Raw genomic sequence first — 26214 nt, 5'->3', positions numbered from 1 at the left:
AGACTTACTGAAATGGGTAAGGCTAAAATATAGCATACCCATTTGGGATTTCGGCGGTATGTCGTCTCCTAAAGACCAATGTATGTTTTTTTCTAATGGACATCCTTCATGCCAAGGATCCAGCTACCGCTTTGCCACTACAACAGATAATTTCCCAAATACTCGATTTGTTTATTTGCTTAAGCAGCGTTCAACGGCGCTGGTTGATAGTGATCTATACCACCAAAAAATTGACCGTATCCTCGAGCTCCTGCAGGATCAGCATTATTCCGAACTCAATAAGATCATGGGTACGATGACAATCACCGAAGTAGCCTCGTATCTCAGCAAAAGTGTGCGTACCATCGAACGGCGTATCGCGAAAGGATTTCTCAAAGCGGCCCATAAAGAGGGCAATGCGGATTTATTTCTAAAAAAAGATGTGGTACAGCTCTATATCCACGAATACAAACGATGGCCTAGGCGGATGCCTTAGCTTCGGATGGTATGCGGAGCTGCTTCGGAAGGCTTGCGCGGCCGACCAACAATAGGAGCCATACTGACCAGTGTCTGACCAAGCTTTCCCTGTTCAGACACTGGTCAAGGTCTGGTCAGCGTCTGTCCATAATCTATTGCTCATCTGAAGCAGGTACCTAGCTGATCCGAAGGAAAGGCTAATGCGATCGCCTATTCTGATAATTTTTAACCATGGAAGCCTGGTACTTCCGCTGGAATACGGACGCTGTCAAAGACTTGTTTTGTATCTGTTGCCATCCGCTCTCCGACAGCCCGCCGACAAAAATAGGGATATCTCCGACAAGTCTCCGCCAACCTGCTGATGGCTCTTGACAAGGGGCAATGTCATGTAGTATGTTTGTTCATATAAAGCAATAAATACCGGTATAAATGAATGCTTTATGATGGTTTAACTTTCTTAACAATAAAACAAAATGGCAACAATCAAAAATGGTGTAATCGGCAAAGCAAGCGGTAAAGTGGGCGCGGTGATTGCCTCGTCCTGGAAATCTATCAATTACCTCAAAGGCCTGCCTAAAAAGCGCACGAAAGGGATGTCCGAAGAGCAGCTGATCCAACAGGAGCGTTTCCTGACGATCTCTAAATTCCTCATGCCGATCACCCCAATCCTGAAGGTCGGATTTGGGCTCTCCAAAACAGATACAATGGCACCGACCAATGTAGCGATGCAGCTCAATATCGCGCAGGCAATAACGGGTGTTTATCCAAATTTCGCATTGGATTACAGTAAGATCGACATCAGTACAGGCTCATACCTCAGTGGTGGCGCCATGGCCGCAACTGTAGCGGGTGGAATTCTTTCCGTCGACTGGGATACCACGCTCAATAGCCTTTACAAGACCAAGGCCGATGATCAGGTCATCATCCTGATCTACCAGCCTGAAAAGGATGAGTTTATGACGGCACCAACACCGCCGACACGTGCCGACGGTACCATCGACATCGAGATTCCGGCACACCTGCTGGGGGGCAAAGGTCATGTCTGGATCTTCTTCACAGATCGCAAGGCGACCAAAGTATCCAAAAGTAGCTATCTGGGCGAACTGGACCTGGCCTAACCGCGAAGGGATTAATTAAACGGGAGGAGCTGCGCGCTCCTTCTGATTTTTGAATACATAACGATAAAAGATATGCGACTGATTTCTGAGTTTAAAAAGCAGGATAAAGATCCGACACGTCGGCAGGCAGTACAGGAACGCTTTCGCTTGGCACGCAGATTCTTAAATCCGCTGTACCCACTGATCCTGAAAGGTTATGGCAATAGTAAGTGCTCGGTGCAGGCAGCTTTTGGTCGCGCCATGTCGCATACGCTGACCAATGTGATCAAAGGCGAATTCCCGGATTTTCGGATAGAGCCGTCACTTGTCAAGATCAGCAATGGCATGTTGTCTCCACTGGCGGTGAATGACTGCACGCGGATAGTCAATAAAATCCAATTGACATGGGCTGCCTCCGAATCAAATATCAAGGATTATAGCCAATGGGACGATCAGGTCATCCTCTGTGCTTATGATATCACTAGCGCGCAAGCCGCTATCAATGAGCAGTCGGTGCTACGGCAAGATGCTCAAATGGCCATCGATCTGCCATCCATCCTGCATGGGAAGCCGGTGCACCTATACCTGTTCCTGCATGACCGTGAAGAAACGCTCTATTCCAGAAGTCAATACCTGGGTCTTTTATAAAATAAAAAGATAGTATGAAATCAGTTGTAAACGTAAAACGTACCAAACAGGGCAAACACAGTACATTGTCGGAGCTATATGTCAACAACCAATTTGTCTGTTATGGCCTCGAAAATATTCCACGGCCGGTGAAAATAAGGGGCGAGACCGCTATCCCGGCCGGGAAGTATCTCCTGGGTTTTAACCGTGATGGCGGAATGAATGGCCGTTACTATGACGACTATCCAAAATTGCATCGTGGTATGCTTGAAATACTTGATATACCAAACTTTAGCTACGTCTACTTTCACAAAGGGAATAGCTATAAGCAGACTGCAGGCTGTATACTGGTAGGCGCACAATATGTATTAGAAGAGGGCGATTATCGCCTATTGGCTTCGGGTGTAGCCTACAAACAATTCTATAGAGCTGTAGCTGCACTCTTGCTCCAGGGATTGGTCGAAGTGGACGTACAATAACTTCAGGTCTGCTTGAACAATTACAAACAGTTAAAAAAATAGAATGAAAAAAATCTTTAACAAAATAGGACAGGTGCTGCAGCTGGTGCTGGCGGCACCTGTTAAACTACCGGGTAAGGTGGGCAATGTATTGAAGTATGTGGCTATTGGATTGGGCATACTCGAGACGGTGTTGGACGAGGACGAGCCACCTCCGGAAGTATCGGATAGTTCCCCAAAAATGGACAAGGTGGAAAGGAGTGGAGCCGATGAAGCTGAATGATATCCGCATCTCGGCATTGGGAGGCACGCTTTGTTCGGTATGGGCAAGCTTCTCCTTTGGTGATATAGCACAGACTGTACTAACCGCTGCACTTGGTACGCTTGTAAGCTTTGCAACGAGTAGGCTACTGGGGCGATGGGGCAACCGAAGGCAACAGTAGAAGTTGATAAAGCGCAGGGCATCCGTGTGCGTTGCCAATTTTAAAATCCTGCAATATTGGATAACAATATTTTAGGATGTAGTTTGGGCCAAGCGTTGTATATGCTTGGCCCAAAATTTTGCCTGCTTTAATGATATCGGCATAAAGATAATGTGCGGTGGTATATGGGCATTGTGCACCAAGTGGCTTCTTTACTCAGCTGAGCCCTGAAAGTACATTGACAATTGAAAGCAAATTATTCCTGAACAGTAAAATAAATTTTGTTTTATTCATTTTTCTTCCTAATTTTATGTAGGACATAACAACTAATAAACATAAAAATAATAACCAATAGCTGGATGATTTGACCGATCATATGCCTTAACAACTACTAGATATTGTGCTGTACTATACTGATTTAGGATAGGTCATCGTTTAGCGAGCGTCTGCGGGGAAGCGCTCATTTGCATAAGTTTTCTACACTTATAAAATATAAATTATGATTTGGACAAGCAAAAAAGCTAGCTTATTTGTGGGGACCCAAATAATCCTTGTATCATCCTTATATGCCCAGCAGCGTATCGAAGGGACGGTCCAGGATCAACAGGGAAAACCTCTACAATCCATTACGGTGTCAGGCCGCCGCTCGGGCAGCCAAACGCAGACGGACGCCAACGGAAAGTTCCGGCTGGATGTACAGCAGCTACCGGATACGTTGCAGTTCCGTTCGGTAGGCTATCAGCCATTGGACAGACAGGTGACCTCGACGGCGCCGCTGACAGTGGAACTTAGCGCAACGAACAGAAGCCTGGACGAGGTCGTGGTGGTCGGCTATGGCACGCAATCCCGTCGCACACTGACAACAGCCATCAGTAAAGTGGATGGCAAGGCGCTGGAAAATGTTCCGGTCAGCACCGTCGGTGAGGGACTAAAAGGAAAAGTGGCTGGTGCCCGGGTGTATCAGTCAAACAATAGTCCCGGAGCGGACCCGGTCTTTCGGATCCGCGGCGGATCGTCCATCAATAAAACCAACGATCCCCTGGTCCTGGTAGATGGTGTCGAACGTTCCTTTTCAGGGGTCAATCCCAATGATGTGGAGTCTATTGAGGTGCTGAAAGATGCGGCCTCAACCGCGATCTACGGTTCTCGGGCCTCCAATGGTGTGGTGCTGATCACGACAAAAAAGGGGAAAACGGCAGAACAGGCAACCATCACCTTTGATGCTACTTATGCTTTTCAGCAGCCGGAATCTAAACTAAATATGATGAGCGCCCGTGATTATATCCAGCTCGTGCGGCCTGCTGTTGCCTTAAGCCCCAATCCCAATTATAATACGAACTCTGGCTACTCCGCCAGTTCGGGCAATGATGCCAGCTCGATCTATTCCACGCGCTATCTCCAAGCAGGTGAGGCTGTTCCTGCCGGCTATCAAAGTATGCCGGATCCTTTGGATCCAAGCAAAACACTGATCTTCCAGGACAACAACTACCAGGACCTGCTCTTTCGGAATGTGGGCTGGCACAATTATTATGTCGGTGTCAACGGGGGGAGCCAACTTGTCCGATATGCCGCTAGCGCCGGCTATACGGACGATGCGGGTGTAGCACTGGGTACAGGGTACAACCGCTTCTCTGCACGGGGGAAGGGGGATGTGACCATCTCGAAAAAGCTGTCACTCAACACAGCCTTTGACTATTCCCTGACCAATTCGCAGGAGTTTGACAATCAGACGAACGTGATTGCCCGAGGGCTGGCCACTCCGGCAACGCAAAAGATGTACTTCGACAATGGCCGCCCGACACCGGGTTATAATGCGACCTCACCAAATCCGCTCTGGTGGGATTATACCCGGGATTATGGCACCAAAGACCGGCGTTTATCGCTGATCGGTGGCCTGGACTATGCCATTATCGACGGCCTAAAAGCGCAGGTACAGGTATCCAACTATTCGGATCTGGTCAACTACCATTATTTTGAAAAAGCGCATGAATTTTCGGGATTGCGGACGACCAGGGCGAGTCAATCCCAGCTAGATCGTACCAAAGTGGATGCCTTACTGAAATACGATGCCAACTGGAATACAGACCATACCTTATCCTTGCTGGGCGGTTATTCTTATCAACAGACGGATTTTAATTCATTTAACGCGACCGTCAATGGTGCGAGTTCGGACAAAGTACCCACACTGTCGGCCGGACCGAATAAAACAGGGGCTGAGGAGGATATCTGGCAACAGGTTTTGATCGGCTATTTCGGCCGAGCCAACTATGCCTACAAACAAAAGTACTTATTGATGGGAACCTTCCGGTACGACGGTTCCTCGCTCTTTGCCAAGGAAAACCGCTGGGGATTTTTTCCGGGTGTCTCGGCAGGCTGGGTCGTGACACAGGAACCTTTTCTGCGCGATCAGCAGACGGTGAACTACTTAAAATTCCGTACCAGTTATGGTCAGACGGGAAATAATTCCATTGGGCTTTATGATGCGCTGGGAAAATACAGCACCGATATCCGGTACGACGGTGCCGCGGGGATCTATGCCGCAACCATGCCCAACCGCGACCTGACCTGGGAGACCTCAACGCAGTTTGACTTTGGCTTTGACCTTGCCCTGTTCAACAACCGGATCAATATCCAGGCGGACTATTTCAATAAGATCACCAAAAACCTGCTTTTTAGCGTACAGCTGCCTAATACCTCGGGCTTTTCAACGGTCCAGACCAATGTGGGTAAGGTGCGCTTCCGGGGTTTTGATCTTGAAATCGGCAGTGAGAATATGCGTTCCGGCAAATTTCGCTGGGACAGCAAGCTGACCTTAAGTTTTGTTAAAAATAGGGTACTGCAGCTTCCGGACAATGGCCGTGATAAAAACCGTATCGGCGGGATCCAGCTGGCGGACGGCACAGCCTTTGGCGGGACCGCTGAGGGTGAATCGCTGTACCGCTATTTCGGGTACAAGGTGGACCATATTCTGCAAACTCCCGAAGAGGCTGCTGCCGCCCGTTACGATGAGTCGGCACGTGGCTGGAGCCCAACGGACAAGAAGAACATCAAAGGGCGCAAAATGGCCGGTGACTACGAATGGCAGGACCGCGACGGCGATGGGGTCATCAGCAGTAAGGATCAATATGAACTGGGGGTCAGCGTACCGCATACCACGGGCGGGCTGGCCAATAACTTTAGCTATGGCTCGTTCGGACTTAATATTTTTGTGGATTGGGCACTGGGCCATTCCATCAATCATACGGCTTATATGCGCTATTTCATGAATACCTTTGCCAACAACTACACCTTGGTGGATGAGGTCAACCAGACCTGGAAAAATCCGGGCGATCAGTCGAAATATGCCCGCTTTACCGCCAATGACCCGGATACCGGGAACAGCAATTTCTCCCGAACTTCAGATGTATTCAATTACAAAGGGGACTACCTCTGTCTACGGGAGGTATCTTTCCTGTATCAGCTGCCCGATACTTGGAGCAAACGCATCGGGATCCGCTCCATGCAGCTTTCGGTTTCCGGTCAGAACCTCTTTTATTTTTCCGCGCTGCGGGGGACGGGTATCTCACCGGAAGTCGGTGCCGGAACAACCTATGGTAACGATTATTATAACTATCCGGCCATCCGTAAAATCGCGATCGGTGCCAAGTTAACCTTATAAAAGAAACGAAAATGAAGACAAAAAGAATTTTATACATATCAATATTATTCCTGGGCCTGTTATCCGGAACCGCTTGTTCGGATAAACTAGATGCCGATCTAAAAGCTGCCATCAATGCCAACTCCATGTGGAAGGATGAGAGCGATGCCCAGGCTGCCGTAACAGGTGCCTACGTACGTATGCGCAGTACCTTTGCCACGGCTTATATCTTCTGGGGCGAATACCGAACAGGCTATTGGGGCGCCGGACTTGAAACCAATGCGACCTACAGCACGGCATTCTTAAATCAGCTGAACAGTACACATGCCCATGCAAACTGGAATAATTTATATACCACCATCAACGACTGCAACCTGATCTTGAAACATCTGCCGGAAATCAGTTTTTCCACGGCGGAAAAAAAGAATGAATACCTCGCGCAGGCGTATTTTATGCGCGCGTTCTGTTATTATTGGATCGCCCGCATCTGGGGCGATGCACCGGTGCTGACCACCGGTTTTGAGTCACCCAATCAGGAGGACCTTTATCCATCACGTCAGCCTGTACAGGCAGTTTTCCAATTGGTCAAAGAGGATCTCGATCGGGCGGAGGAACTGATGCCGGCTACCGCCACAAAAGCACAGTATGGTAATCTGGATGCGATCCGTTTACTCAAAACAGACTATTACCTCTGGATGGCCAAACGGCAGAATGGTGGCGCAGCGGCACTGAATATGGCGAAACAATCTGTGGATAAGGTGTTAACGGGAAAGCACGCCCTGATGCAGAAATTCCCGGATATCTTTGCTACAGAATTGAATCCCGAAGTGATCTTTTGCTGGCGCCTGACACAAGATGAATTTACGGGTGGCTATCCCGCGGATTTTCTGGTGCCTATCCAATATGTTTCGCCTGGCCTGGTTGAAAATCCCATTAAAGTGGGCTCACATCAGCAGTGGATATTTCTGACGAACAATTACAAGGCATTTTTGACGGAAAATACGGCCGACACCCGGGCAAAGGTCAGTTTTGATACGGCTTTCGACAAAGGTAAAAACCTGACCTTCCAATGGATCAATAAATATGCTGGGAAATGGGAGAATGCCACCCGTATCTTTGATGCTGACCTGATTGTATACCGGTATGCGGATGCCCTTCTGTTCAGTGCCGAAATCGAAAATGCACTGGGGAACGGGCAGACTGCCATCCAACAGTTGAACAAGATCGCAAAACGGGCGTATGGAACGGATAATTTTTATGCAGCCGGACTTCCGACCAATGATATCAATACTGCCATACTCAGTGAACGAAAACGGGAATTCGTGGCCGAAGGTAAACTCTGGTGGGACCTGATCCGTCTCGGCGTGGTGTTTGATGAAGTCGAGAGCCTAAAAAATCAACAGTCCAAAACAAACATCCTGTTATGGCCGGTTCACGATAGCTCAATCAACACGAATCCCAATATTAAACAGACCGAGGGCTACAATTAGGGCGCTTGGATTGCTATTCTTTTTTTGTTAATTTGTAGAACATAATAAATGATTTATTTGCTTATAATATGATCAATGACCTTACCCCAATAGCGACCAGTACGCGCGCTGATATAGTCGAAATACGCATAAGAGAATATCTTTCCAGCAAGAAATTAAAAGCAGGGGATACCCTCCCAACAGAACTGGAGCTCGCGGAGGCGCTCGATGTGAGCCGCAATGTACTGCGGGAAGCCCTGAGCCGCCTGCGCATGCTGGGCCTGATCGAAACCAAAAAGAAACGCGGCATGGTACTGTCCGCACCGGATATCCTGGGCTCGTTTGAACGGGTACTGAATCCGCAGCTGATGGACGAAAATACGATGAAGGACATTTTTGAACTGCGCCTGCTCCTGGAACTGGGGATGGCTGACCTGCTGTACCTGCGCAAGACGGATAAAGATATCGCCGAACTGGAACGCATTGTGAAAAAGGACAAAAATGTCGATGCTGAAGAGTTCAGAATTAGTCAGGAAATTGCATTTCACGGTAAGCTGTATGAAATTACTGGCAATACTACTCTAAAACGTTTCCAGACGATGCTGATGCCGATCTTTGGTTTTGTGTTGAACAAAAGCCACCATAGCATCAAATCGGAGGTCTCTCACAGCGATCTGGTGCAGATACTCAAAACCGGTGACCGCGATGCTTTTTCAAAGGCCATGCAGGAACATTTGCGTCCGCACCTTGAATTTCTTGGGGAACGCTAGCCGCTTCCCAATATTTTTTTATACTATAATGTAGTACATAAGTACCTAAAAGATGATAATGATAACCAAAATACACTACAGCTTGCTCGCCCTTTTCAGTTTACTGACAGCGACCTCTGTAGCCCAGGTAAAGATTGCCGAACGGCATTACACCTTGCCTGTATTGGCAGATCAACCAATAAATGTCCTCAAACGGCTGGAATTTGTGGCAGACAAACAGCAACGTGTCGATGCGGAACTTAGGATCAGGGTCGATGCACTGGGTGCGGAGCAGATCGATAGCCTGAGCTGCTGGTTTGCCGGTACGGACTCGACGCTTATTGAAAACGGAAAGCCCGGCGCAAAGCAGCTGCTGATCGCACAGAAATGGAAAGGAAAAACAGGAAAAATAGAGGTTCCGCTAACCCTGGAGAAGGGCGTCAACTACCTTTGGGTGACGGCCAAAGTACGTCCTTTTAAACAGTTGAACCGAACTTTTCAAGTGGCCATAACTGGAGTTTCACTCGCGGGCTTAGCATCTCAATCCCTGCTTTCGGGCAAGTTCGACCGCTACAGGCCAGCCGTTGCCGTACACCGGCAAGGCGCTGAGGGAGTCCATACCAGCCGTATCCCGGGCATAATTACGGCCAAAGACGGCAGTCTGGTCGCGGTATACGATGCCCGCAGGGAGCTGGGCCGGGACCTGCAAGGCGACATCGATATCGGCGTATCGCGCAGCCTAGATGGTGGCCGCAGCTGGCTGCCGATGGAGACCGCGATCGATATGGGTACCTACGGTGGCCTGCCGCAGAAATTCAATGGCGTCTCCGATCCCAATATCTTGCTCGACGAGCGAACCGGGACGATCTATGTCGCAGGACTATGGATGCATGGCGTACTCGACGAAACGGGTACCTGGTATCCCGGGATCAAAGATGGCCGCGAAATCCACAATCACCAATGGAAAAACAAAGGCTCACAGCCTGGCTTTGATCTCAAACAGACCTCGCAATTTCTACTGGTGAAAAGCGAGGACAATGGCCGCACTTGGTCCAAGCTGGTTAACCTGACTCATTTAAAACAGGCGCACTGGTGGCTCTGGGCACCTGCACCTGGCCATGGCATTACCCTGCAGGACGGCACGCTGCTGATGCCGAGCCAAGGACGCGACCATACCGGCAAAGCTTTTTCTAATATCACCTACAGCAAAGACGGTGGTACAACCTGGAAAACATCCAATCCGGCACTGGCAGAATCCACAACGGAATGTATGGCAGTACAACTGGATAATGGGGAGATCATGTTAAATATGCGGTCAAACTATAATGCCACCCACAAAGGCGATGACAATGGCCGTGCAATTGCCGTAACGAAGGACCTGGGTGAAACCTGGACCGAACACCCCAGTTCGCACAAAGCGCTGATTGAACCGACCTGTATGGCCAGTATCCACAGGCATGTCTATCAGTCCGGAAAGGACAGCAGATCGCTGCTGGTATTCTGCAATCCCGATTCAAAATTTGTCCGTTCACATATTACCTTAAAAACCAGTAAGGATAATGGCGACTCCTGGCGGCCCAAGGTTTTGCTGGACGAAGGCAAGGGGCGGGGTTATTCCTGCATCACTTCGGTGGACCAGCATACGCTTGGCGTGCTCTATGAAAGCAGCCAGGCAGATCTGATCTTTCAGCAGATACCACTAAAAGAATTGTTATAACCGCAACTATTGCAAAAAATAATGGAAAAAAAACATAAAATAAAAGGCTTGATCGCCGCGGCATTTGCCAACTATGATCCTACCGGAAATATTGACCTGGACGCTATTCCGGCCATGACGGAGCACCTTGTCAGCCAGGGCCTGCGGGGGATATTTATCTGCGGGACCAATGGTGAGGGACCGAGCCTTTCGACGGCCGAACGCATGGCAGTTGCCGAACGTTATATCAAGGCCATTAACGGCCGGATCCTTTCTTTTGTCCATGTGGGCCATAGCTCCATTGCCGAAGCCAAGCGCCTGGCAGCGCATGCCGAAAGCATCGGTGCGGATTATATTTCCGCAGTCTCGGCCTTCTATTTCAAGCCTTCATCCGTAGAAAACCTGGTCGATGCCATGGCCGCCATTGCGGCCGCGGCACCCCATACGCCATTCTACTATTACCATATTCCGGCTGTCACGGGGCTACAGATCGATATGCTCCGCTTTCTTGCCCTCGCGGAAGAGAAAATTCCGACCTTTCAGGGAATCAAATATACGGCGGCGACCTTGCACGAATACCAGGCCTGCCTACAATACAATGAGGGCAAATACGATATCCTATTTGGCTACGATGAACTGCTGTTGCCGGCACTGGCGGTGGGAGCCACTGGCGCCATTGGCAGTACCTACAATTACGCTGCCCCCCTCTATCTGGAGGTGATCCGCCGTTTTAACGCGGGTGATCACGAAGGCGCCCGAAATTTACACTTTGAAGCCGTGCAGATGGTACAGCTGCTGGTAAAATATGGGCCTATCCCGGTGCAGCGCGCGATTATGAAAAAAATCGGATTAGATCTGGGGCAGCCGCGGCTACCATTGACGCTGTTGGATGAAGTCAATGAACAGCTGCTGCTGTCCGAATTGGAACAGTCGAAATTCTTGGATCATGTGGCTTTATATCAGTAAACTTCTTTTATTTTCTTTATTATTTATGGGATATCGAGATGGAATAGCACAGGTGCTGAGCGATCGGATGGTCTGGGACACAAGCGGGCAGGTCGCTGATCCAATGGGTTATGCCGGTGCCTATGTCGGCCAGGCAGGGGGTCGCGTGTACGCCTTGGGCGGGGCCAACTTTCCTTCGGGAATTCCGCCCTGGAAAGGCGGGGAGAAGGTCTGGACAGACCGGATTTTTGTGATCGAGGAAGACGGATCCTCGCATGCGGCTTCATTTCGTTTACCTCAGGCGATGGGCTACGGCGCCTATGCTTCGTATCAGGGCCGCTTATATATTGCTGGTGGCAGCAATCAATCGGGGCATCTACAGACCACCTATCGCCTGGAGGTTTCGGCAGATAGCGGCAGGTTCACCGGTCTGCCGGATCTTCCGGCGAAGATCGCCAACTGTGCCTCGGTCCGGATCCAAAATTATTGGTATATCCTGGGTGGCATAAATAGCCCCGATGCCTTGACGGCAAACAATAACTGCTGGCGGCTGGACCTGGATCATCCCGAAAAAGGCTGGACGGTAATGACCGCCATCCCCGGTCCAGGCCGCATGCTTGCCGTGGCCGGAAATGCCGATGGGGAGCTGATTGTGCTGTCGGGTGTAACACTGATCAATGGCAAACGGAAGTATCTGAAAGATACCTATCTGCTGACGGCAGATGGAACTTGGCAGCAGCTGCCGACCCTTAGTCATGCTGTCGCCGCGGCACCCAGTCCCGCCGCCTTTGACGTCAAATTGGGACAGCTCCTAATTTTCGGCGGTGATGACGGCACATTGGCTGCGGCAAGCCCTGTGGGGCATCCCGGCTTCTCGGACCGGATCCTGGCATACCATATCCGGCAGCGCACATGGACGGATGCCGGCAAGGTCCCTGTTTGCAGAAACAAGGATGAAGCGGATAATCCGGAAGCGGGGGTATGGAGTCCGGTGACGACCGGTCTGGTGCAACTGGACAATAAAATCGTTATTCCGATGGGTGAGGTGCGACCCGGTGTGCGGACCAACCGGATATTAACGGCCCGTTTTAAACCTTAATGTACTAAAGTAGCTCGTTTAATACGTTAGTAGCGTATCACGCTTAAGAATGTACTAGCGTATCGCGGTTAACAAAACTTGAATAAACCCAAAATAATGATAAACACGACATCAAAACGTTATGCTTGGCTGATCGTCATCTTGCTGTGGGTGGTCGCCTTTTTAAACTATTTTGACCGCTTGCTGATGACTTCGATGCGGGATCCGATTCTCAGTGAATTTAAGTTGAACGATGCGCAGTTTGGCTTGCTCACCGCCGTCTTTTTATGGTGTTATGGCATTGTGAGTCCCTTTGGCGGCTATATGGCTGATCGCTACTCCCGCAAGAAAGTGATTCTTTTCTCGGTATTCGTCTGGTCTGCGGTTACGCTTTGGACAGGCTATGCGCGTTCCTTTCCCGAGTTGTTACTGACAAGGGTGTTGATGGGTGTCAGTGAGGCTTGCTATATTCCTGCCGCCCTGGCACTGATCAGCGATTACCATAGCGGCCGTACACGTTCCCTGGCTACAGGGCTGCATATGTGCGGACTGTATACTGGAATGGCCATGGGCGGTCTGGGCGGATATATCGCCGAATATTGGGGCTGGCGCCAGGGATTTCACGTCTTCGGCCTTTTTGGTGTTGTGTACGCACTGCTACTGGTTTATACCTTGCGCGACCGGACTGTTCCCACCGCTCCGAACGAACCGCTACCGGAACAGGTAGGGAAGGTGCAGCTCAAAGCCATCCTACATAGCTTATTTCGCCTGCCTTCCTTTTATGTCATTATGGTCTATTTTGCGGTACTGGGCATGGCAAACTGGTTGATCAACGGCTGGCTTCCGACGTTCCTGAAGGAACAGTTCAGCCTGGATCTTGGCCAGGCCGGTATTTCGGCCACGGGTTATATGCAGATCGGGTCTTTTGCCGGTGTCATTGTGGGAGGCCTGTTAGCGGATCGCTGGCAGCGCCGGAATAAACGCGCCCGGCTCTATATGATCGTCCTGGGCTTTGTGCTGGGTGCCCCCTTTTTGTTTTTTATGGCCTGGACTAATGTTTTTGCCTGGGCAATCCTTGCGATGCTTATTTTCGGACTGGCACGCGGTTTCAATGATGCCAACCTGATGCCGCTCTTGCGGCAGGTGGCCGACAGCCGCTACAGCGCCACGGCCTATGGCTTCCTGAATTTTTTGAGCACCATTGTCGGCGGACTGATGGTGTATGTCGGGGGTGCCCTGAAAGATGCCAATGTAAGCCTGGCAATAACCTATCAGGTCGTAGCAATCGGGCTGCTGCTGGCTGCGCTGGCACTGCTGTTGGTGAAAGTTAAAAATGATACAATACAATAAGATCCGGCAAAAAGACCTATCCCAAGGAAAACGAAAATAAACGGGACTTGGCCAGGAATAGCGACGGACTAATTGCGCCAGGCTGGCGCATAAACAAAAAAGAAGATGAAAAAGAAAGTAGGATTTATAATCGCTTGTTGCCTAATACTATGCCAGGCATATACGCAAAATTTACGGCTGCCGGCATTCTTCTCGGATCATATGGTGCTACAACGGCAGTCTATGGTGAATATCTGGGGTTGGGCCAAAGCCGGACAGCAGGTCAAACTGATTTCATCCTGGTCCAAAGATACCCTATCAGTGGTGGTCAGCGGTGACGCGACATGGCGCACGCAGCTGGAAACCCCGAAAGCGGGTGGGCCGCACAGCATTAAACTGGTCACTCCGCAGCAGGAGCTGGAACTTAAGGATATCATGATCGGCGAAGTCTGGCTTTGTTCGGGCCAGTCCAACATGCAATGGTCCGGCGCCAATAAGCTGCAGGAGATCCTGGATATCCTCCCAGGCAGCAGCAATCCGAATATCCGCTTGTTACAGGTCAGTAATATCGCTGCCCAAACCCCACAGCACAATATCTTTGACAGCTGGCAAACATCACGGCCGGAGACCGTCAGGGACTTTTCGGCAATCGGCTATTTCTTTGCGGAAAAACTATCGCGCGAACTGGATGTCCCGGTGGGTATCATCAATGCCAGCTGGGGTGGCACAGCCGCAGAATTCTGGACACCAAAGGAGAAGATCTTAGCTAACGAGCAACTCACGCATTATGCGGCACTACAGAAGCTGGCGCCCCGCAAACCCCATCAGCCGGGGGTACTCTGGAACGGTATGCTGGCGCCATTTGCGGGCTATACGATAGCCGGTTCTCTCTGGTATCAGGGGGAGGATAACACGATAGCCTATGGGGGATATGATCAACTGATTCAGACCATGGTGGGTGCCTGGCGGGAGGCCTGGGGCTACCAGTTTCCATTTTACTTCGTACAGATTGCCCCCTTTGTTTACACGCAATATAAAAAGCCTAATGCGGCATTGCTCCGTGAGCAGCAGGCAAGGACCGCCCGAAAACTGCCGCGGTCGGGGATGGTGGTCACCACTGATCTTGTCGATGACCTAAAGAATATCCATCCGACAAGAAAAAAAGCAGTAGCCTCGCGGCTCGCGGATCTGGCCCTGGCCGAGGTCTATGCACGGCCCCTGGTGGATTATAAATCACCGACCTTGCAGGACTATACAATCCAAGGTGACAAGATCATCCTTTCCTTTGCCGACCTGGACGGCAAGCTGCTTGTCCGTGGAAAAGAAATCACTGATCTGTACATTGCCGGCGAGAACCGTAAATTTTATCCCGCCAAGCATACAGTAAAGGGATCGCGGTTGTTGGTCTTTGCCGATCAGGTAAAGGCACCGACGGCGGTACGTTTTGGTTTTACCAACAGCGCTACACCCAATCTTTTCAATAGCAAAGGTTTACCGGTATCACCGTTCCGTACCGATGACTGGCCTGATTTTGAATAAGGAAAATTCATTTTTCCCACTTATTAGACCAAAATTTACTCCCCCCCCCGAAAATCGCTAGAAGCTGATCGATGACAGGCTATTTTATCGTCTTCCGGCCAAACTCACCGGTTTTCCGGCTTCGTCAACATTGTGTACCCCACCTGATTTGAATCATTCTTGCCGGTAGACGAGGTCTTTGCTGAGACAGTGTTCTTCCCAAGGCATTTTTATAAGTCGGCTATGCGCGTTTTGTGGAATGATACTTTTTGGTGTTGGCAGGTAAAGATGGTTTTTATTTCCACTTACTAGGGTAGCGCGTAGGTCGGGGATCTTTTTGAGGTTGCGCTGCAAGGCCGCAAAAAATGCTTTTGCGGATCTGTCAGCTTGCTTCATGATCTGCCGCAAGTGGATGATTTCTCTTGTCTGATCAGTTTCATACCCGCCGCTTCCTGCGATTGTATATTCGGCCACAGGCGAATCGTAGAAGAGACCAGAGCTTGTTATAGCCTCCTGATCTGAAAAGGGATAAGTCGACAGAAAAAATCCATAATAATCCGCGGATGAAAAGCTTTCCAAGAACGCCGACTGATTTTCCCTGCTATATTTTACATAATTGTGCTTGCCTGATTGGCGGTTTATCATTTCAATATAGGCGTGTGCATGATGTTTTTCCATCGTTTCGCCGCAATACTGAAAAAACAGCTGTGCAGGTATTGCAATCCAAAAGTATTGGCCCATTTTCTTTCTTGTATTTAATTTACGTATATGGCTTGGCGTTCTTATCGTAAAGCTTCTATCCAGCCACATCCTTTTTCAGCTTGGCAAATGCGCGTACAGGAAATGTCCCCACACCGTTTTTGAGCTGCTCATCGGTAATGGCCAGTCCATTTCGGCGGTATCCTTGCCATGTTCATAGCGGTGAAAAGGGCAGTCAATATAAGTACCGGTATTATACTGACCATCTCTATTTTGCCGATCTGAAATTGGGTTCGTTTAACTGAATTTAGGCCTTAGACTATAAAAAGGGGAGCATCGTATCTGGTGCTTCCCTTTTTATAAATAGGTCCTGTTGTCTGTCGAATAAGCTATTTCTTTTTAACGTATATATATTTGATACCATACCAGGCTACCTCATCGTTCTCATTTTTCATATCTTCGGGGCCTTTAAAAAGGTATTTATTGTCATTAAAATAATAGGTATAGGATATTTCGCCCGAATTGTGACCGTTTTCAGCATATAAATAGGGTGGCGTGTATTTTTGAAAACTATAAAAGCGCACATACTGTTCGACGGTATCTTTCTTGCGCATCCCATAAAATTCCCAAAATCTTGCGTAGCGATTCCATCGGAAAACACTGTCTTTCCTTTGCTCAAACCGAAAATCATTGATTTCATATTTATAAGGTCTTTCAAAGGTGCTGTCTTTGGTAACGGTCAGCGTATCGTAACGATAACTGGTCAGTTTGGTAGAATTCCAAAAAGATTCTGGTTTCTCTTGAGCTGAAATATCAATACCTCCTTTGAGTGACCCTCTATATGCTTTAAAGACGATGACATCTTTTCGTAAAAACAGAAAGGTATCTCTAACGAGTCGGGCTGGTTCTTCGGGCTTCTCGATAACTTTCTCTGGTAACTTGGGTATACTGTCATCCTTGTTGCACCCATAGATAAAAATGGCAGCAGAAAATAGTAATGAAGCGATCCTTAGGGTTGTATTCATAAATTTATTTTTTCTTTACCTAATATTATTGCTGTATCTTGTTTTTTAGGCTTTAATTATTTCTTTAAACAATATTCTAAGGTAATAAAATTTATGTTAGCATAGTGAAAAATAAAAAAATATCGTTTATATGCCTATTCTCTGATTTCGGTGCTGAATTGGTATGCAGCGGTTTTGTCCTGCATATATACGAAAATGGGGATTGACTCAATTGTTTGATTTTTGTAAGCTATTGTTTCTATTTTGTTAACACTGCCGGCCACTGAAGTGCTAATTTTGTCCTATAAATAAATTTAATATGAAGACAAATAAAGTATGGTTTATAACCGGGGCCTCCAAAGGAATGGGGCTATCGCTGGTGAAAAAGCTCATCGAAAAAGGGTATAGCGTAGCAGCAACAAGTAGAAAATCTCAACATTTAATTGACGCTGTCGGGCATTTTGACGAGCAACAGTTCTTACCATTGGAAGTGGATTTGACAAGTGAGAAATCTATCCATGAAGCGTTTGAACGTACGGTTGCACAGTTCGGTAAAATTGATGTGTTGGTGAATAATGCCGGCTATGGGATAGGTGGAGCTGTGGAAGAATTAAGTCAGAAAGAAATCAAAGATAGTTTTGACATCAACGTAATGGCTGTTATCAAGACGATGCAGTCTGCGATTCCTTACTTCAGGCAACAGAGATCAGGCCATATTATCAACATTTCATCTATTGCGGGATTTGCCCCAGGGACTGGCTGGGCAATGTATGCGGCAACAAAATATGCCGTGACAGGGCTTTCGGAGGTGATGGCAGAGGATGTGAAAGAGTTTGGTGTGACAGTGACAGTGGTGGCACCAGGGGCATTCCGGACGGAGTTTCTGGAAGATAGCTCGCTGGTTTTAGCTGAACAGAAAATCGAAAGCTACATTGCGATCAGAGCCTCTCACGAAAAATATGCAGCAATGAACGGAACACAAATCGGTAACCCCGAAAAGCTGGCTCAGGTGTTTATTGATCTGACAGAGAATCCGAATCCCCCTGTACGGCTATATCTCGGAAGCGATGCCTATAAAAGGGCAACGGAAAAAATTAAGTTGCTTTCTGAAGAACTGGAAAGCGACAAGAATATTTCTTATTCTACTGATTTTAATTAAAATCTTACCCCAAAAACAAAAAGTGTTGCCACTCCAGAGTGACAACACTTTTTGTTTGATTTTCGTATATTTATCAGATGGAAAAAATGCAGTCGCTGGAGGGATTTTACCAGTCTAAATTTGACCGGGTCCCCGAAAATATCCGAAATGGGGTAGGGCATTTCAATGTTTTTAAAATAGATGAATATATAGGTAAGCATACGAAGCCTGTGGTCTACAGCAGGAAAGATTATTTTAAAATCACCCTGATAATCGGCAGAAATAGAATACATTATGCTGATAAGGTCATTGAAATTAAAAAGCAGGCCTTATTTTTTACAAATCCGCAGATCCCTTACAAATTTGAATGGATTGACGATTATAAAGCTGGTTTTTTTTGTGTTTTTACAGCATCATTTTTTCACCATTTTGGCAATCTCAACGACTACGAAGTTTTTAAACCTAATGCTATACCTGTCTTTGAGCTCACGGATGAGCAATTGGAAGAAATAGAGCAGGTGTACCTCAAGATGCAGGAGGGCTTGGATTCGGATTATGAACATAAATATGATCTGCTGAGAAATCTCGTGTTTGATCTGCTTCACTATACTCATCGGATGAAAACGGCTTCAAAAGTTGAAAAGCAACAAACGAATGCTGCTCAACGAATCACCCATATGTTCCTGGAACTCTTAGAGCGTCAGTTTCCGATTGAAGATGTGAGGCAGCGTATCAGCTTTCGTTCGCCCTGTGAATTCGCGGACCAGCTCTCCGTTCATGTCAATCATCTAAATCGGGCCGTCAAGGTGACCACAGAAAAAACAACCTCCATGATTATTGCGGAGCGTTTGTTGCAGGAGGCAAAAATATTACTGAGACATACCGAATGGAACGTCTCAGAAATCGCGTATTCTTTAGGTTTTAAAGAGGCTACCCACTTTAATAATTTCTTCAAAAAAATGATGCAGATGGCACCGGTCCGCTTCCGGGAGTTGAATGGGACTGGTATATCGCGTTGAAAATTTTGAATGAATTTTTATAACATCGCCAATTTTCTTTTTCTATTCAATTTAATATTGATATTTTTGGCGATGAAGGCCAATTTTTGTGCCAAACGAGATAGTCTATCCGATTTAAAATTCACCTAAGTATACATGGTAAAGGTTCATTCAGTAAATACTTTATATGCAAACTAACGAAAGTCATGTGGATGAAGAACTGATCGATCAGATCCGCAATGGGGATCATCAAGCTTTTGAAATAGTATATCATCGTTATAAGGTATTGCTTGTCAGTCACGCTTACCAAAAATTGGGTAGTTATGATGGGGCAAAAGAAGTCGTACAGGATGTTTTTTCTCAGATATGGATCAAACATGCAGACTTACCTGCGATAAAAAATCTTTCGGCCTGGCTCTATGTGCTGGTACGTAATAAAGTATTAAAATATATTGCACATCAAAATGTGGTGGACCGATACGCCGAATCTTTTCGTCAATTCACAGATAATGTAAGCCATTACACAGAGTATCAAATCCGGGAAAGGGAAATGCAGCAGCTAATAGATGGTGAAATTGAAAAATTGCCGCCAAAAATGAAAAATGTGCTGCTGATGAGCCGGATGCATGGATTATCACACAGGGAAATAGCCGAAAGCCTCGGAATTTCTGAAAATACCGTCAAAAACCATATTAAAGCTGCACTAAAAACATTGCGCACTAAACTGGGTATGGTACTTTTTCTAGGTTTTTTTTAAAAAAAATAAAAACACACTAGCCCTTAAGGCTTCCTCAAAGGTCTTACATTAAATAAAGCGCATGAAAAACGCAGAAGACCTAAAAGAATTGTTGTTAAAATATAATCTAGGCGATTGCTCGGAAGAGGAGGCCAGACTGCTTGAAGCCTGGTATGCCCAGCTCAATATCTCCGGGCAGCAGCTGACCGATCAGCAATATAAGGAATTGGGCAGATTGAAGCCTGAAGTGGGAGCTCCGAAGCGAATTATTCACTTTCCTTACCGCATGGTTGCGGCAGCTATAATTTGTATTTGTCTATCTTTTGTGGCTTGGATTCTGTATCAGCAAAACAGAGAGTTAGTGCCTACCGAAGCAGCGTCCATCAAGGTAGAGCCAGGAACGGATAAAGCGATACTGAAGCTTTCCAATGGGCAGGTATATACCCTGGGGGAAGGCAATGTACAGGATATCAAGCTCAATGAGCAGGTAACTGTTCACCAAGATGGAAAAGGAAATATCAGCTATGAATTGAATGGGAACACGCCTACAAGTAACCAATTTCCCCTTTTAAATACCCTAACTACGCCTCGAGGTGGGCAATATAGACTTACGCTTCCCGATGGGACAAAGGCATGGGTTAATGCAGGATCTTCCATTGAATTTCCAACAAAATTTGCAGCGAATGAACGCCTAGTATCTGTCTCGGGTGAGGTATATTTTGAGGTGGTGAAACAACACAGTCCATTTAAAGTGCGGACCGATCAGCAGGAAATCCAAGTATTGGGCACACATTTCAATGTGACGGCTTATCCGGAAAATAGGGCTACAAAAACCACACTGATCGAAGGTGCTGTTAAAATCAATTCAAAACATGGCGTATACCTATTGAAACCGGGGCAACAATGTCTTGTATCTGCCGATGGGGCCAAAATTCAGCGAGTTGACGCGGAAGCGGAAGCTGGATGGAAGGATGGCGACTTTGTGTTCAATGCTGTACCAATCAAACAAATGATGGCGGACATCGCACGCTGGTACAACATAGACATCGATTACGCGGCCTATACAGATAAAGGAGATACGTTTACAGGCATCATCTCTAGAAAAAAGAACCTTTCGAGCATCCTACAACTTCTTGAAAAAACAAACTCCCTTAAATTCACGCTCAAGGGACAGACATTATACCTAATCAATTAAATAATAACGACTATCATGATGAAAGAATTCGGACCTATATAAAATGCAATAAACAACCATAAAAAAGGGAGGCCAAAGTGGCCACCCTAAAGACTCAAGTATTTTCCAGGGTACACGACTGGCAGGAAGTGTACCCATTATTAACTTAAATCAAATGTACAAATTTTCTACCTATAAAAAACGGCGGATCAGGCGAATTCTGCTCAAAATTTCATGTATTATGAAGCTTATTATTACGCTGCTCACCTTTGGTATGGTACACGCCAGCGCGACGTCTTTTAGTCAGCAAGTCACGCTCAACGTCAAAGATGCAACCCTGTCGCAGATCTTTAAAGAGATCCGAAAACAGACAGGTTATGACTTTGTATACAACGATAGTCATATAAACGCTATTCAGCGGAAAACGATCCACGTAAAAAATAAAAGTTTACAGGAGCTATTATTGGAACTGTTCTCGGCCGAAAATCTACGTTATAATATCACGGATAACAGTATCGTCGTCAGCAAAAGAGCCGATGCCGCCCCACTTGCGGCCCCTGCAAATTTTCAAGAGAGTTATGTAAGCGGAACCGTAATGGATGAAAATGGGGTTACCTTGGCTGGTGTCATTGTCAAAGAATTAAACCCCGATGGGAATGCGACCACAACTAACCTGAAAGGGGCCTTTGTACTGAAGGTCAAAAGTAAACAATCGACTGTACGCTTTTCCTATGTGGGGTATAAAGCAGTGGATTTACAAGCGACAGCGATTAAATATCCCTTTGAACTTAAATTGGTGCCGCAACTGAATGACCTGGATGAAATCCAGGTGACTGCTTATGGGAATACGACCAAGCGCTTTAATACAGGTAATATTACGACGATAACGGCTAAAGATATTGAGAAAAATCCCGTTAACAATGTGCTGGAGGCCTTACAGGGAAAAGTCCCCGGGCTATTTATCCAACAGGCCACTGGTCAACCGGGCGGTGCATTCTCTATGAGACTACGAAGTGCCAGTAATTTTAATACAGGATCTGCCGAACCATTGGTTATCGTGGATGGGGTGCGTTACCCCAGTGGTACCCTGCCCATGAATACCAACTCACAATACGATACTGGCAACTTCTTACAGGGGGGGAGCGGACTGAATTATGTCAATCCCAACGATATCGAGCGCATCGATGTGCTCAAGGATATTGATGCCACCGCAATTTATGGATCCTCCGGGGCCTATGGGGTCATCTTGATCAGCACAAAAAAGGCAAAGACAACAAGTAGCATGGTCAGTGCCAACGTTTATAGTGGGGTTTCTATAAAAGGGAAAACAGCACCGATACTAAACACAGCGGAATATTTGATGCTACGTCGCGAGGCCTTTAAAAACGATGGCCTTGAACCTGCTGCAACAGACTATGATGTCAATGGAACTTGGCCCGAAGATCGTTACCATGATTGGCGAACAGCTTTCTTGGGTAAAGCCGCTGTGACCAGCAATGCCAACTTGAGCTATAGCGGTGGTAGCAATAATACCTCTTTTTTGATTAATGGTAGCTTGCGCAATACGGGCAACATCCAGATGCATAGGGGCGCAAATAGGGATGGCTCATTGCGCTTTAACCTCAATACCAAAAGCAATAACAATAAGTTTGACCTCTCTATCAGTGGATCGTATATGGGATCCAAAAATGATATGGTACCCTATGATTTCTCTTCTTATGCCAGCTCTGTTGCGCCAAATGCACCTTATCCGCTGACTGACAAGGGGGAAGTCAATTGGAGCGAAGTGGGGGATTGGGAAAAAGGGATCGGTAATATCAACCGTACTTATCTCAATACAACCAATAATTTATTATCGAATCTGACCTTAAATTATCGCCCTAATGAGCATATTGTCCTAAACACAATTTTTGGATTCAATAGCCTCAAAGGTAGGGAATTGTCTACTGTACCCTCTACAACCTTCAATCCCGCCTCAACATCTATTTACAACACGAATGTGGGGCTTTTGAACAATTTTGATACGCAATCGCTAACGATTAGTCCATACGCCGAATATAAAAATGTAATCTGGAAAAAGGGGGAACTGAGCGTCAAATTAGGTGGCGAAATCAATCAGAATACAAGGCGATCTAATGCAATCACGGGAACGGGATTTCCTGCGGATGCCTTGTTGAGTAATCCAGCTTTGGGGGCGTCAAAAACGTATACGATTTCGGATAACCAATACCGATCTATTGGCATGTATGGGATTGTCAAGTTTATCTGGGACAAAAAATATATGCTTGACCTGAATGGTCGCCGCGATGGCTCCATTAAATTCGGGCCAAGTCGCAGGTTTGGTAATTTTGGTTCGGCAGCTTTGGGATGGATATTTTCCGAAGAAAGAGGTGTCAAAGAGCTGATGCCTTGGTTGAGCTTTGGTAAGTTAAGAGCAAGTAGTGGAATTGTAGGAGGGGACAAGATCGGTGATTATCAATACTTGAGTACCTACTCAGTGCTCAGCAAAACCTATGGTGGAGAAATTGGCTTCTACCCAACATCGCTCTCTAATCCACTCTTGGAATGGGAGAAAAACTTCAACTCGGAGGCCGCTATTGAGCTGGGTTTCTTTAAAAACCGCATATCTTTGGATGCCAGCTATTACCACAACAGATCAAGCAATCAGTTGATTTCCCAGCCGCTTTCCATGGTGACCGGATTTAGCAAATATACGCTCAATTCGGATGCTTTACTACGTAATACGGGGGTAGAGATCAGCTTGAGCAGTGTCAATATTGACCATAAAGACTTTAAGTGGAACACGCGCTTTAATATATCGCTTCCGGATAGCAAAATACTCAGGATGCCAACGCAAAGTAGTATTTATTCAAACTATGTATTGGGTAAATCGGTCAACGGTATCTTGACTTATAAATATGCAGGGGTGGATCCGCAAACAGGTACATATACTTTTACAAATGCCAAAGGTGAAACAGGCGAATTCGTAACTGGCCTGTCCCAGTCTGACAAAACGGAGTTTGTCGATCTTGATCCTACCTACTATGGTGGTCTGACCAATACGTTCACCTTCAAAAATTTCACGCTAGACTTTGCCTTTACCTTTACCAAACGGATAGGCAAGAGCCTCATGGGGCAATCTGGGCTACCGATGGGTTTTTATGGTACAAATGGCTCTAGGATTTGGCTTGATCGCTGGCAACAGCCCGGCGATATAACCAATGTGCCAAAGGTAAGCACGTCGGTTATGAATTATCTCTCGATACTGAATTTTAATGACAGCAGTGGTGCGTATGAAGATGCTACCTACGCACGTCTGCAAAATGTCAGTTTGCGCTATAGCGTACCAGCTGATCTTCTTAAAAAACTTAGGTTGAAACAACTTACCGCCTATCTGCAAGGACAGAACTTATTGACGATATCCAAATATGGCGGGTTGGATCCCGAAAATCTAAATGCTAATGTACTTCCGCCCATGCGCATATTTACAGCAGGTATTAATTTAACCCTTTAGTCCATCATGATGAAAAAACGATTTAATATACTTATGCTTGCCTTCATGCTTGCTTTGAATAGTTGTGATAAATACCTCGACAATACCCCATTGCCCCTGAGTGTCATCCCTTCTGAAAGTCTCTACCAGTCAGATAAGTTGGTCGCTAGTGTCGTCAATGGTATCTTTGTTTCAACCACAACCGCCGGCGCCTTCTCTGGGCCTACTTTTTCGGATATGGTCATGGTGAGCGGGATGTATACCGATGAACTCCGAAATTTGGTCCCCGGGAATAATTTTGATGTTTTTTATAAAAATAATATTCGGCCTGAAAATAGTCCATTCTGGAACGATTTCTACGGAAAGATATACATCGCGAACGCTGCATTAGAAGGTATCCAATCGACGTCCGCGAATCTTCAGTTTAAGGAACAATGGCTTGGTGAATGTTACTTTATGCGGGCATTCTTATATTATCATTTAGTTAACTTTTATGGAGGAGTGCCCCTCGCAGTGACAAGTGACTACAGCATTAACAATCGCCTGTTGCGATCTTCCGAAGAATTGATCTTTAAGCAGATTATTGCGGATCTAAAATTGGCAAAAGACCTCCTTAGCGATGGGTATAGGGATGGTTCGGGAAATTCGAGTACCAAGCGTGTACGACCCAATAAGGCGGCTGCGACAGCGCTTTTGGCCAGGGCATACCTTTATGCTGGGCAGTGGCAGGAGGCAGAAAACGAAGCAACGGAAGTTATTCAGGATGCCAATTATGTCTTAGAACCCTTAAATAAAGTGTTTTTGGCGGGAAGCAAAGAGATTATATGGTCTTTGGCAAATGGTGAACCCAAAACGAATGCCTATTTTAAGGCATTTAATAATGGAATGCCAGCAGTGCTAACCGGTAACCAGACCCCAGGTACATTTAATATTTTTGGGGTAATAACAGACCAATTGTATGCTCGTTTTGAGCCTGCTGATGAACGCTTGAACAGCTGGGTACGTACGGTAAAGGCAGAAGCTTCCGCAACAAGACCTGAAACAATTTACCATTTGCCCAATAAATATAGTTCGCCCGTGAATGATGCTGAATTGACTGTCCCTCTGCGCTTGGCGGAACAATACCTGATCCGAGCTGAAGCGCGTGCACATAGCAACAAAAATACAGCTTGGGATGACCTGAATATGGTGCGCAAACGAGCGGGGCTAGGAGCAATCCAAACAGGGGATATCATGACTGCAATCGCCCAGGAACGACGTGTCGAATTATTCACGGAAAGTGGACACCGCTTTTTTGATCTCAAACGGACCAAGCAGATTGATGAGGTCATGCAAAATGTCAGTCCGTTGAAGCAAAGTAATTGGAAATCTTATATGGCATTATGGCCTATTCCAAACGTAGATCTATTTCAAAATCCAAATTTGACGCCTAATCCGGGCTATGGTCAATAAACATCAGTATAAACATATAACACACATTAAAAAAGATCA

23 protein-coding genes are annotated in these 26214 nt (G+C 46.7%); 21 read left to right on the top strand and 2 right to left on the bottom strand.

Annotation, left to right across the window (positions count from 1 at the left end):
• Window positions 1–82: 82 nt before the first annotated feature.
• From B4A24_RS03740 to B4A24_RS03670, 15 genes are all read left to right on the top strand, one after another.
• On the top strand, window positions 83–475 hold the full coding sequence (locus tag B4A24_RS03740; RefSeq protein ID WP_293942755.1) for a helix-turn-helix domain-containing protein: 393 nt from the start codon (window positions 83–85) through the stop codon (window positions 473–475).
• Window positions 476–929: 454 nt separating this feature from the next.
• On the top strand, window positions 930–1574 hold the full coding sequence (locus tag B4A24_RS03735) for a DUF6266 family protein (protein WP_293942753.1): 645 nt from the start codon (window positions 930–932) through the stop codon (window positions 1572–1574).
• Between the two features lie 72 nt (window positions 1575–1646).
• Window positions 1647–2201 carry a DUF6266 family protein gene (locus B4A24_RS03730; protein WP_293942751.1) on the top strand — a complete coding sequence of 185 codons (555 nt, stop codon included), beginning with the start codon at window positions 1647–1649 and terminating at the stop codon, window positions 2199–2201.
• 14 nt (window positions 2202–2215) lie between these two features.
• Window positions 2216–2659: a DUF5675 family protein gene (locus B4A24_RS03725; protein WP_293942749.1), complete on the top strand. Its 444-nt coding sequence runs from the start codon at window positions 2216–2218 to the stop codon at window positions 2657–2659.
• Between the two features lie 43 nt (window positions 2660–2702).
• Window positions 2703–2921: a hypothetical protein gene (locus tag B4A24_RS03720; RefSeq protein ID WP_158655637.1), complete on the top strand. Its 219-nt coding sequence runs from the start codon at window positions 2703–2705 to the stop codon at window positions 2919–2921.
• Window positions 2908–3081 carry a hypothetical protein gene (locus tag B4A24_RS03715; protein ID WP_293942745.1) on the top strand — a complete coding sequence of 58 codons (174 nt, stop codon included), beginning with the start codon at window positions 2908–2910 and terminating at the stop codon, window positions 3079–3081. The genes B4A24_RS03720 and B4A24_RS03715 overlap by 14 nt, the downstream gene beginning before the upstream one ends.
• A gap of 478 nt (window positions 3082–3559) precedes the next feature.
• Entirely contained in the window at window positions 3560–6718 is a 3159-nt protein-coding gene (locus tag B4A24_RS03710) for a SusC/RagA family TonB-linked outer membrane protein (RefSeq protein WP_293942743.1), read from the top strand.
• 11 nt (window positions 6719–6729) lie between these two features.
• Window positions 6730–8187, top strand: coding sequence for a RagB/SusD family nutrient uptake outer membrane protein (locus tag B4A24_RS03705; RefSeq protein WP_293942741.1), 1458 nt, complete (start codon window positions 6730–6732; stop codon window positions 8185–8187).
• 68 nt (window positions 8188–8255) lie between these two features.
• Window positions 8256–8936, top strand: a complete 681-nt coding sequence (locus B4A24_RS03700; RefSeq protein WP_293942740.1) for a FadR/GntR family transcriptional regulator — start codon at window positions 8256–8258, stop codon at window positions 8934–8936.
• A 58-nt stretch (window positions 8937–8994) separates the two neighbouring features.
• Complete coding sequence (locus tag B4A24_RS03695; RefSeq protein WP_293942739.1) at window positions 8995–10632, top strand: sialidase family protein; 1638 nt, start codon at window positions 8995–8997, stop codon at window positions 10630–10632.
• Between the two features lie 21 nt (window positions 10633–10653).
• Window positions 10654–11577 (top strand): dihydrodipicolinate synthase family protein, encoded by a 924-nt coding sequence (locus B4A24_RS03690; protein ID WP_293942737.1) that lies wholly within the window; start codon window positions 10654–10656, stop codon window positions 11575–11577.
• Window positions 11558–12655 (top strand): galactose oxidase, encoded by a 1098-nt coding sequence (locus tag B4A24_RS03685; RefSeq protein ID WP_293942735.1) that lies wholly within the window; start codon window positions 11558–11560, stop codon window positions 12653–12655. The genes B4A24_RS03690 and B4A24_RS03685 overlap by 20 nt, the downstream gene beginning before the upstream one ends.
• A gap of 96 nt (window positions 12656–12751) precedes the next feature.
• A complete protein-coding gene (locus tag B4A24_RS03680; RefSeq protein WP_293942733.1) occupies window positions 12752–13984 on the top strand; it encodes an MFS transporter in 1233 nt (410 codons plus the stop codon).
• 47 nt (window positions 13985–14031) lie between these two features.
• On the top strand, window positions 14032–14301 hold the full coding sequence (locus tag B4A24_RS03675; RefSeq protein WP_293942882.1) for a hypothetical protein: 270 nt from the start codon (window positions 14032–14034) through the stop codon (window positions 14299–14301).
• Complete coding sequence (locus tag B4A24_RS03670; RefSeq protein ID WP_293942878.1) at window positions 14186–15502, top strand: sialate O-acetylesterase; 1317 nt, start codon at window positions 14186–14188, stop codon at window positions 15500–15502. Before B4A24_RS03675 ends, B4A24_RS03670 begins: the two co-directional genes overlap by 116 nt.
• Before the next feature lie 153 nt (window positions 15503–15655).
• Here B4A24_RS03670 and B4A24_RS03665 read toward each other — a convergent pair whose 3' ends face one another.
• Together B4A24_RS03665 and B4A24_RS03660 are read right to left on the bottom strand one after the other, a co-directional pair.
• Entirely contained in the window at window positions 15656–16222 is a 567-nt protein-coding gene (locus tag B4A24_RS03665) for a hypothetical protein (protein WP_293942731.1), read from the bottom strand.
• Between the two features lie 347 nt (window positions 16223–16569).
• The gene (locus B4A24_RS03660; RefSeq protein WP_293942729.1) at window positions 16570–17205 is read right to left on the bottom strand and encodes a hypothetical protein; all 636 of its coding nucleotides are present in this window, start codon (window positions 17203–17205) and stop codon (window positions 16570–16572) included.
• A gap of 298 nt (window positions 17206–17503) precedes the next feature.
• Here B4A24_RS03660 and B4A24_RS03655 point away from each other — a divergent pair, with 298 nt between their 5' ends.
• From B4A24_RS03655 to B4A24_RS03630, 6 genes are all read left to right on the top strand, one after another.
• Window positions 17504–18343 (top strand): SDR family oxidoreductase, encoded by an 840-nt coding sequence (locus tag B4A24_RS03655; protein WP_293942727.1) that lies wholly within the window; start codon window positions 17504–17506, stop codon window positions 18341–18343.
• A gap of 77 nt (window positions 18344–18420) precedes the next feature.
• Window positions 18421–19341: a helix-turn-helix domain-containing protein gene (locus B4A24_RS03650; protein WP_293942725.1), complete on the top strand. Its 921-nt coding sequence runs from the start codon at window positions 18421–18423 to the stop codon at window positions 19339–19341.
• Between the two features lie 166 nt (window positions 19342–19507).
• The gene (locus B4A24_RS03645; RefSeq protein ID WP_293942723.1) at window positions 19508–20077 is read left to right on the top strand and encodes an RNA polymerase sigma factor; all 570 of its coding nucleotides are present in this window, start codon (window positions 19508–19510) and stop codon (window positions 20075–20077) included.
• Window positions 20078–20138: 61 nt separating this feature from the next.
• Window positions 20139–21251, top strand: a complete 1113-nt coding sequence (locus tag B4A24_RS03640) for a FecR family protein (protein WP_293942721.1) — start codon at window positions 20139–20141, stop codon at window positions 21249–21251.
• Window positions 21252–21471: 220 nt separating this feature from the next.
• Window positions 21472–24744, top strand: coding sequence for a SusC/RagA family TonB-linked outer membrane protein (locus tag B4A24_RS03635; RefSeq protein ID WP_293942719.1), 3273 nt, complete (start codon window positions 21472–21474; stop codon window positions 24742–24744).
• A 6-nt stretch (window positions 24745–24750) separates the two neighbouring features.
• On the top strand, window positions 24751–26175 hold the full coding sequence (locus B4A24_RS03630; protein WP_293942717.1) for a RagB/SusD family nutrient uptake outer membrane protein: 1425 nt from the start codon (window positions 24751–24753) through the stop codon (window positions 26173–26175).
• Window positions 26176–26214: the final 39 nt, after the last annotated feature.

Origin of the sequence: Sphingobacterium sp. UBA7249 (genome assembly GCF_002472835.1) — a bacterium.
Taxonomy (GTDB): Bacteria; Bacteroidota; Bacteroidia; order Sphingobacteriales; family Sphingobacteriaceae; genus Sphingobacterium; species Sphingobacterium prati.
The sequence above is the reverse complement of the archived record's forward strand: the minus strand, read 5'-3'. Positions and strand labels throughout refer to the sequence as shown.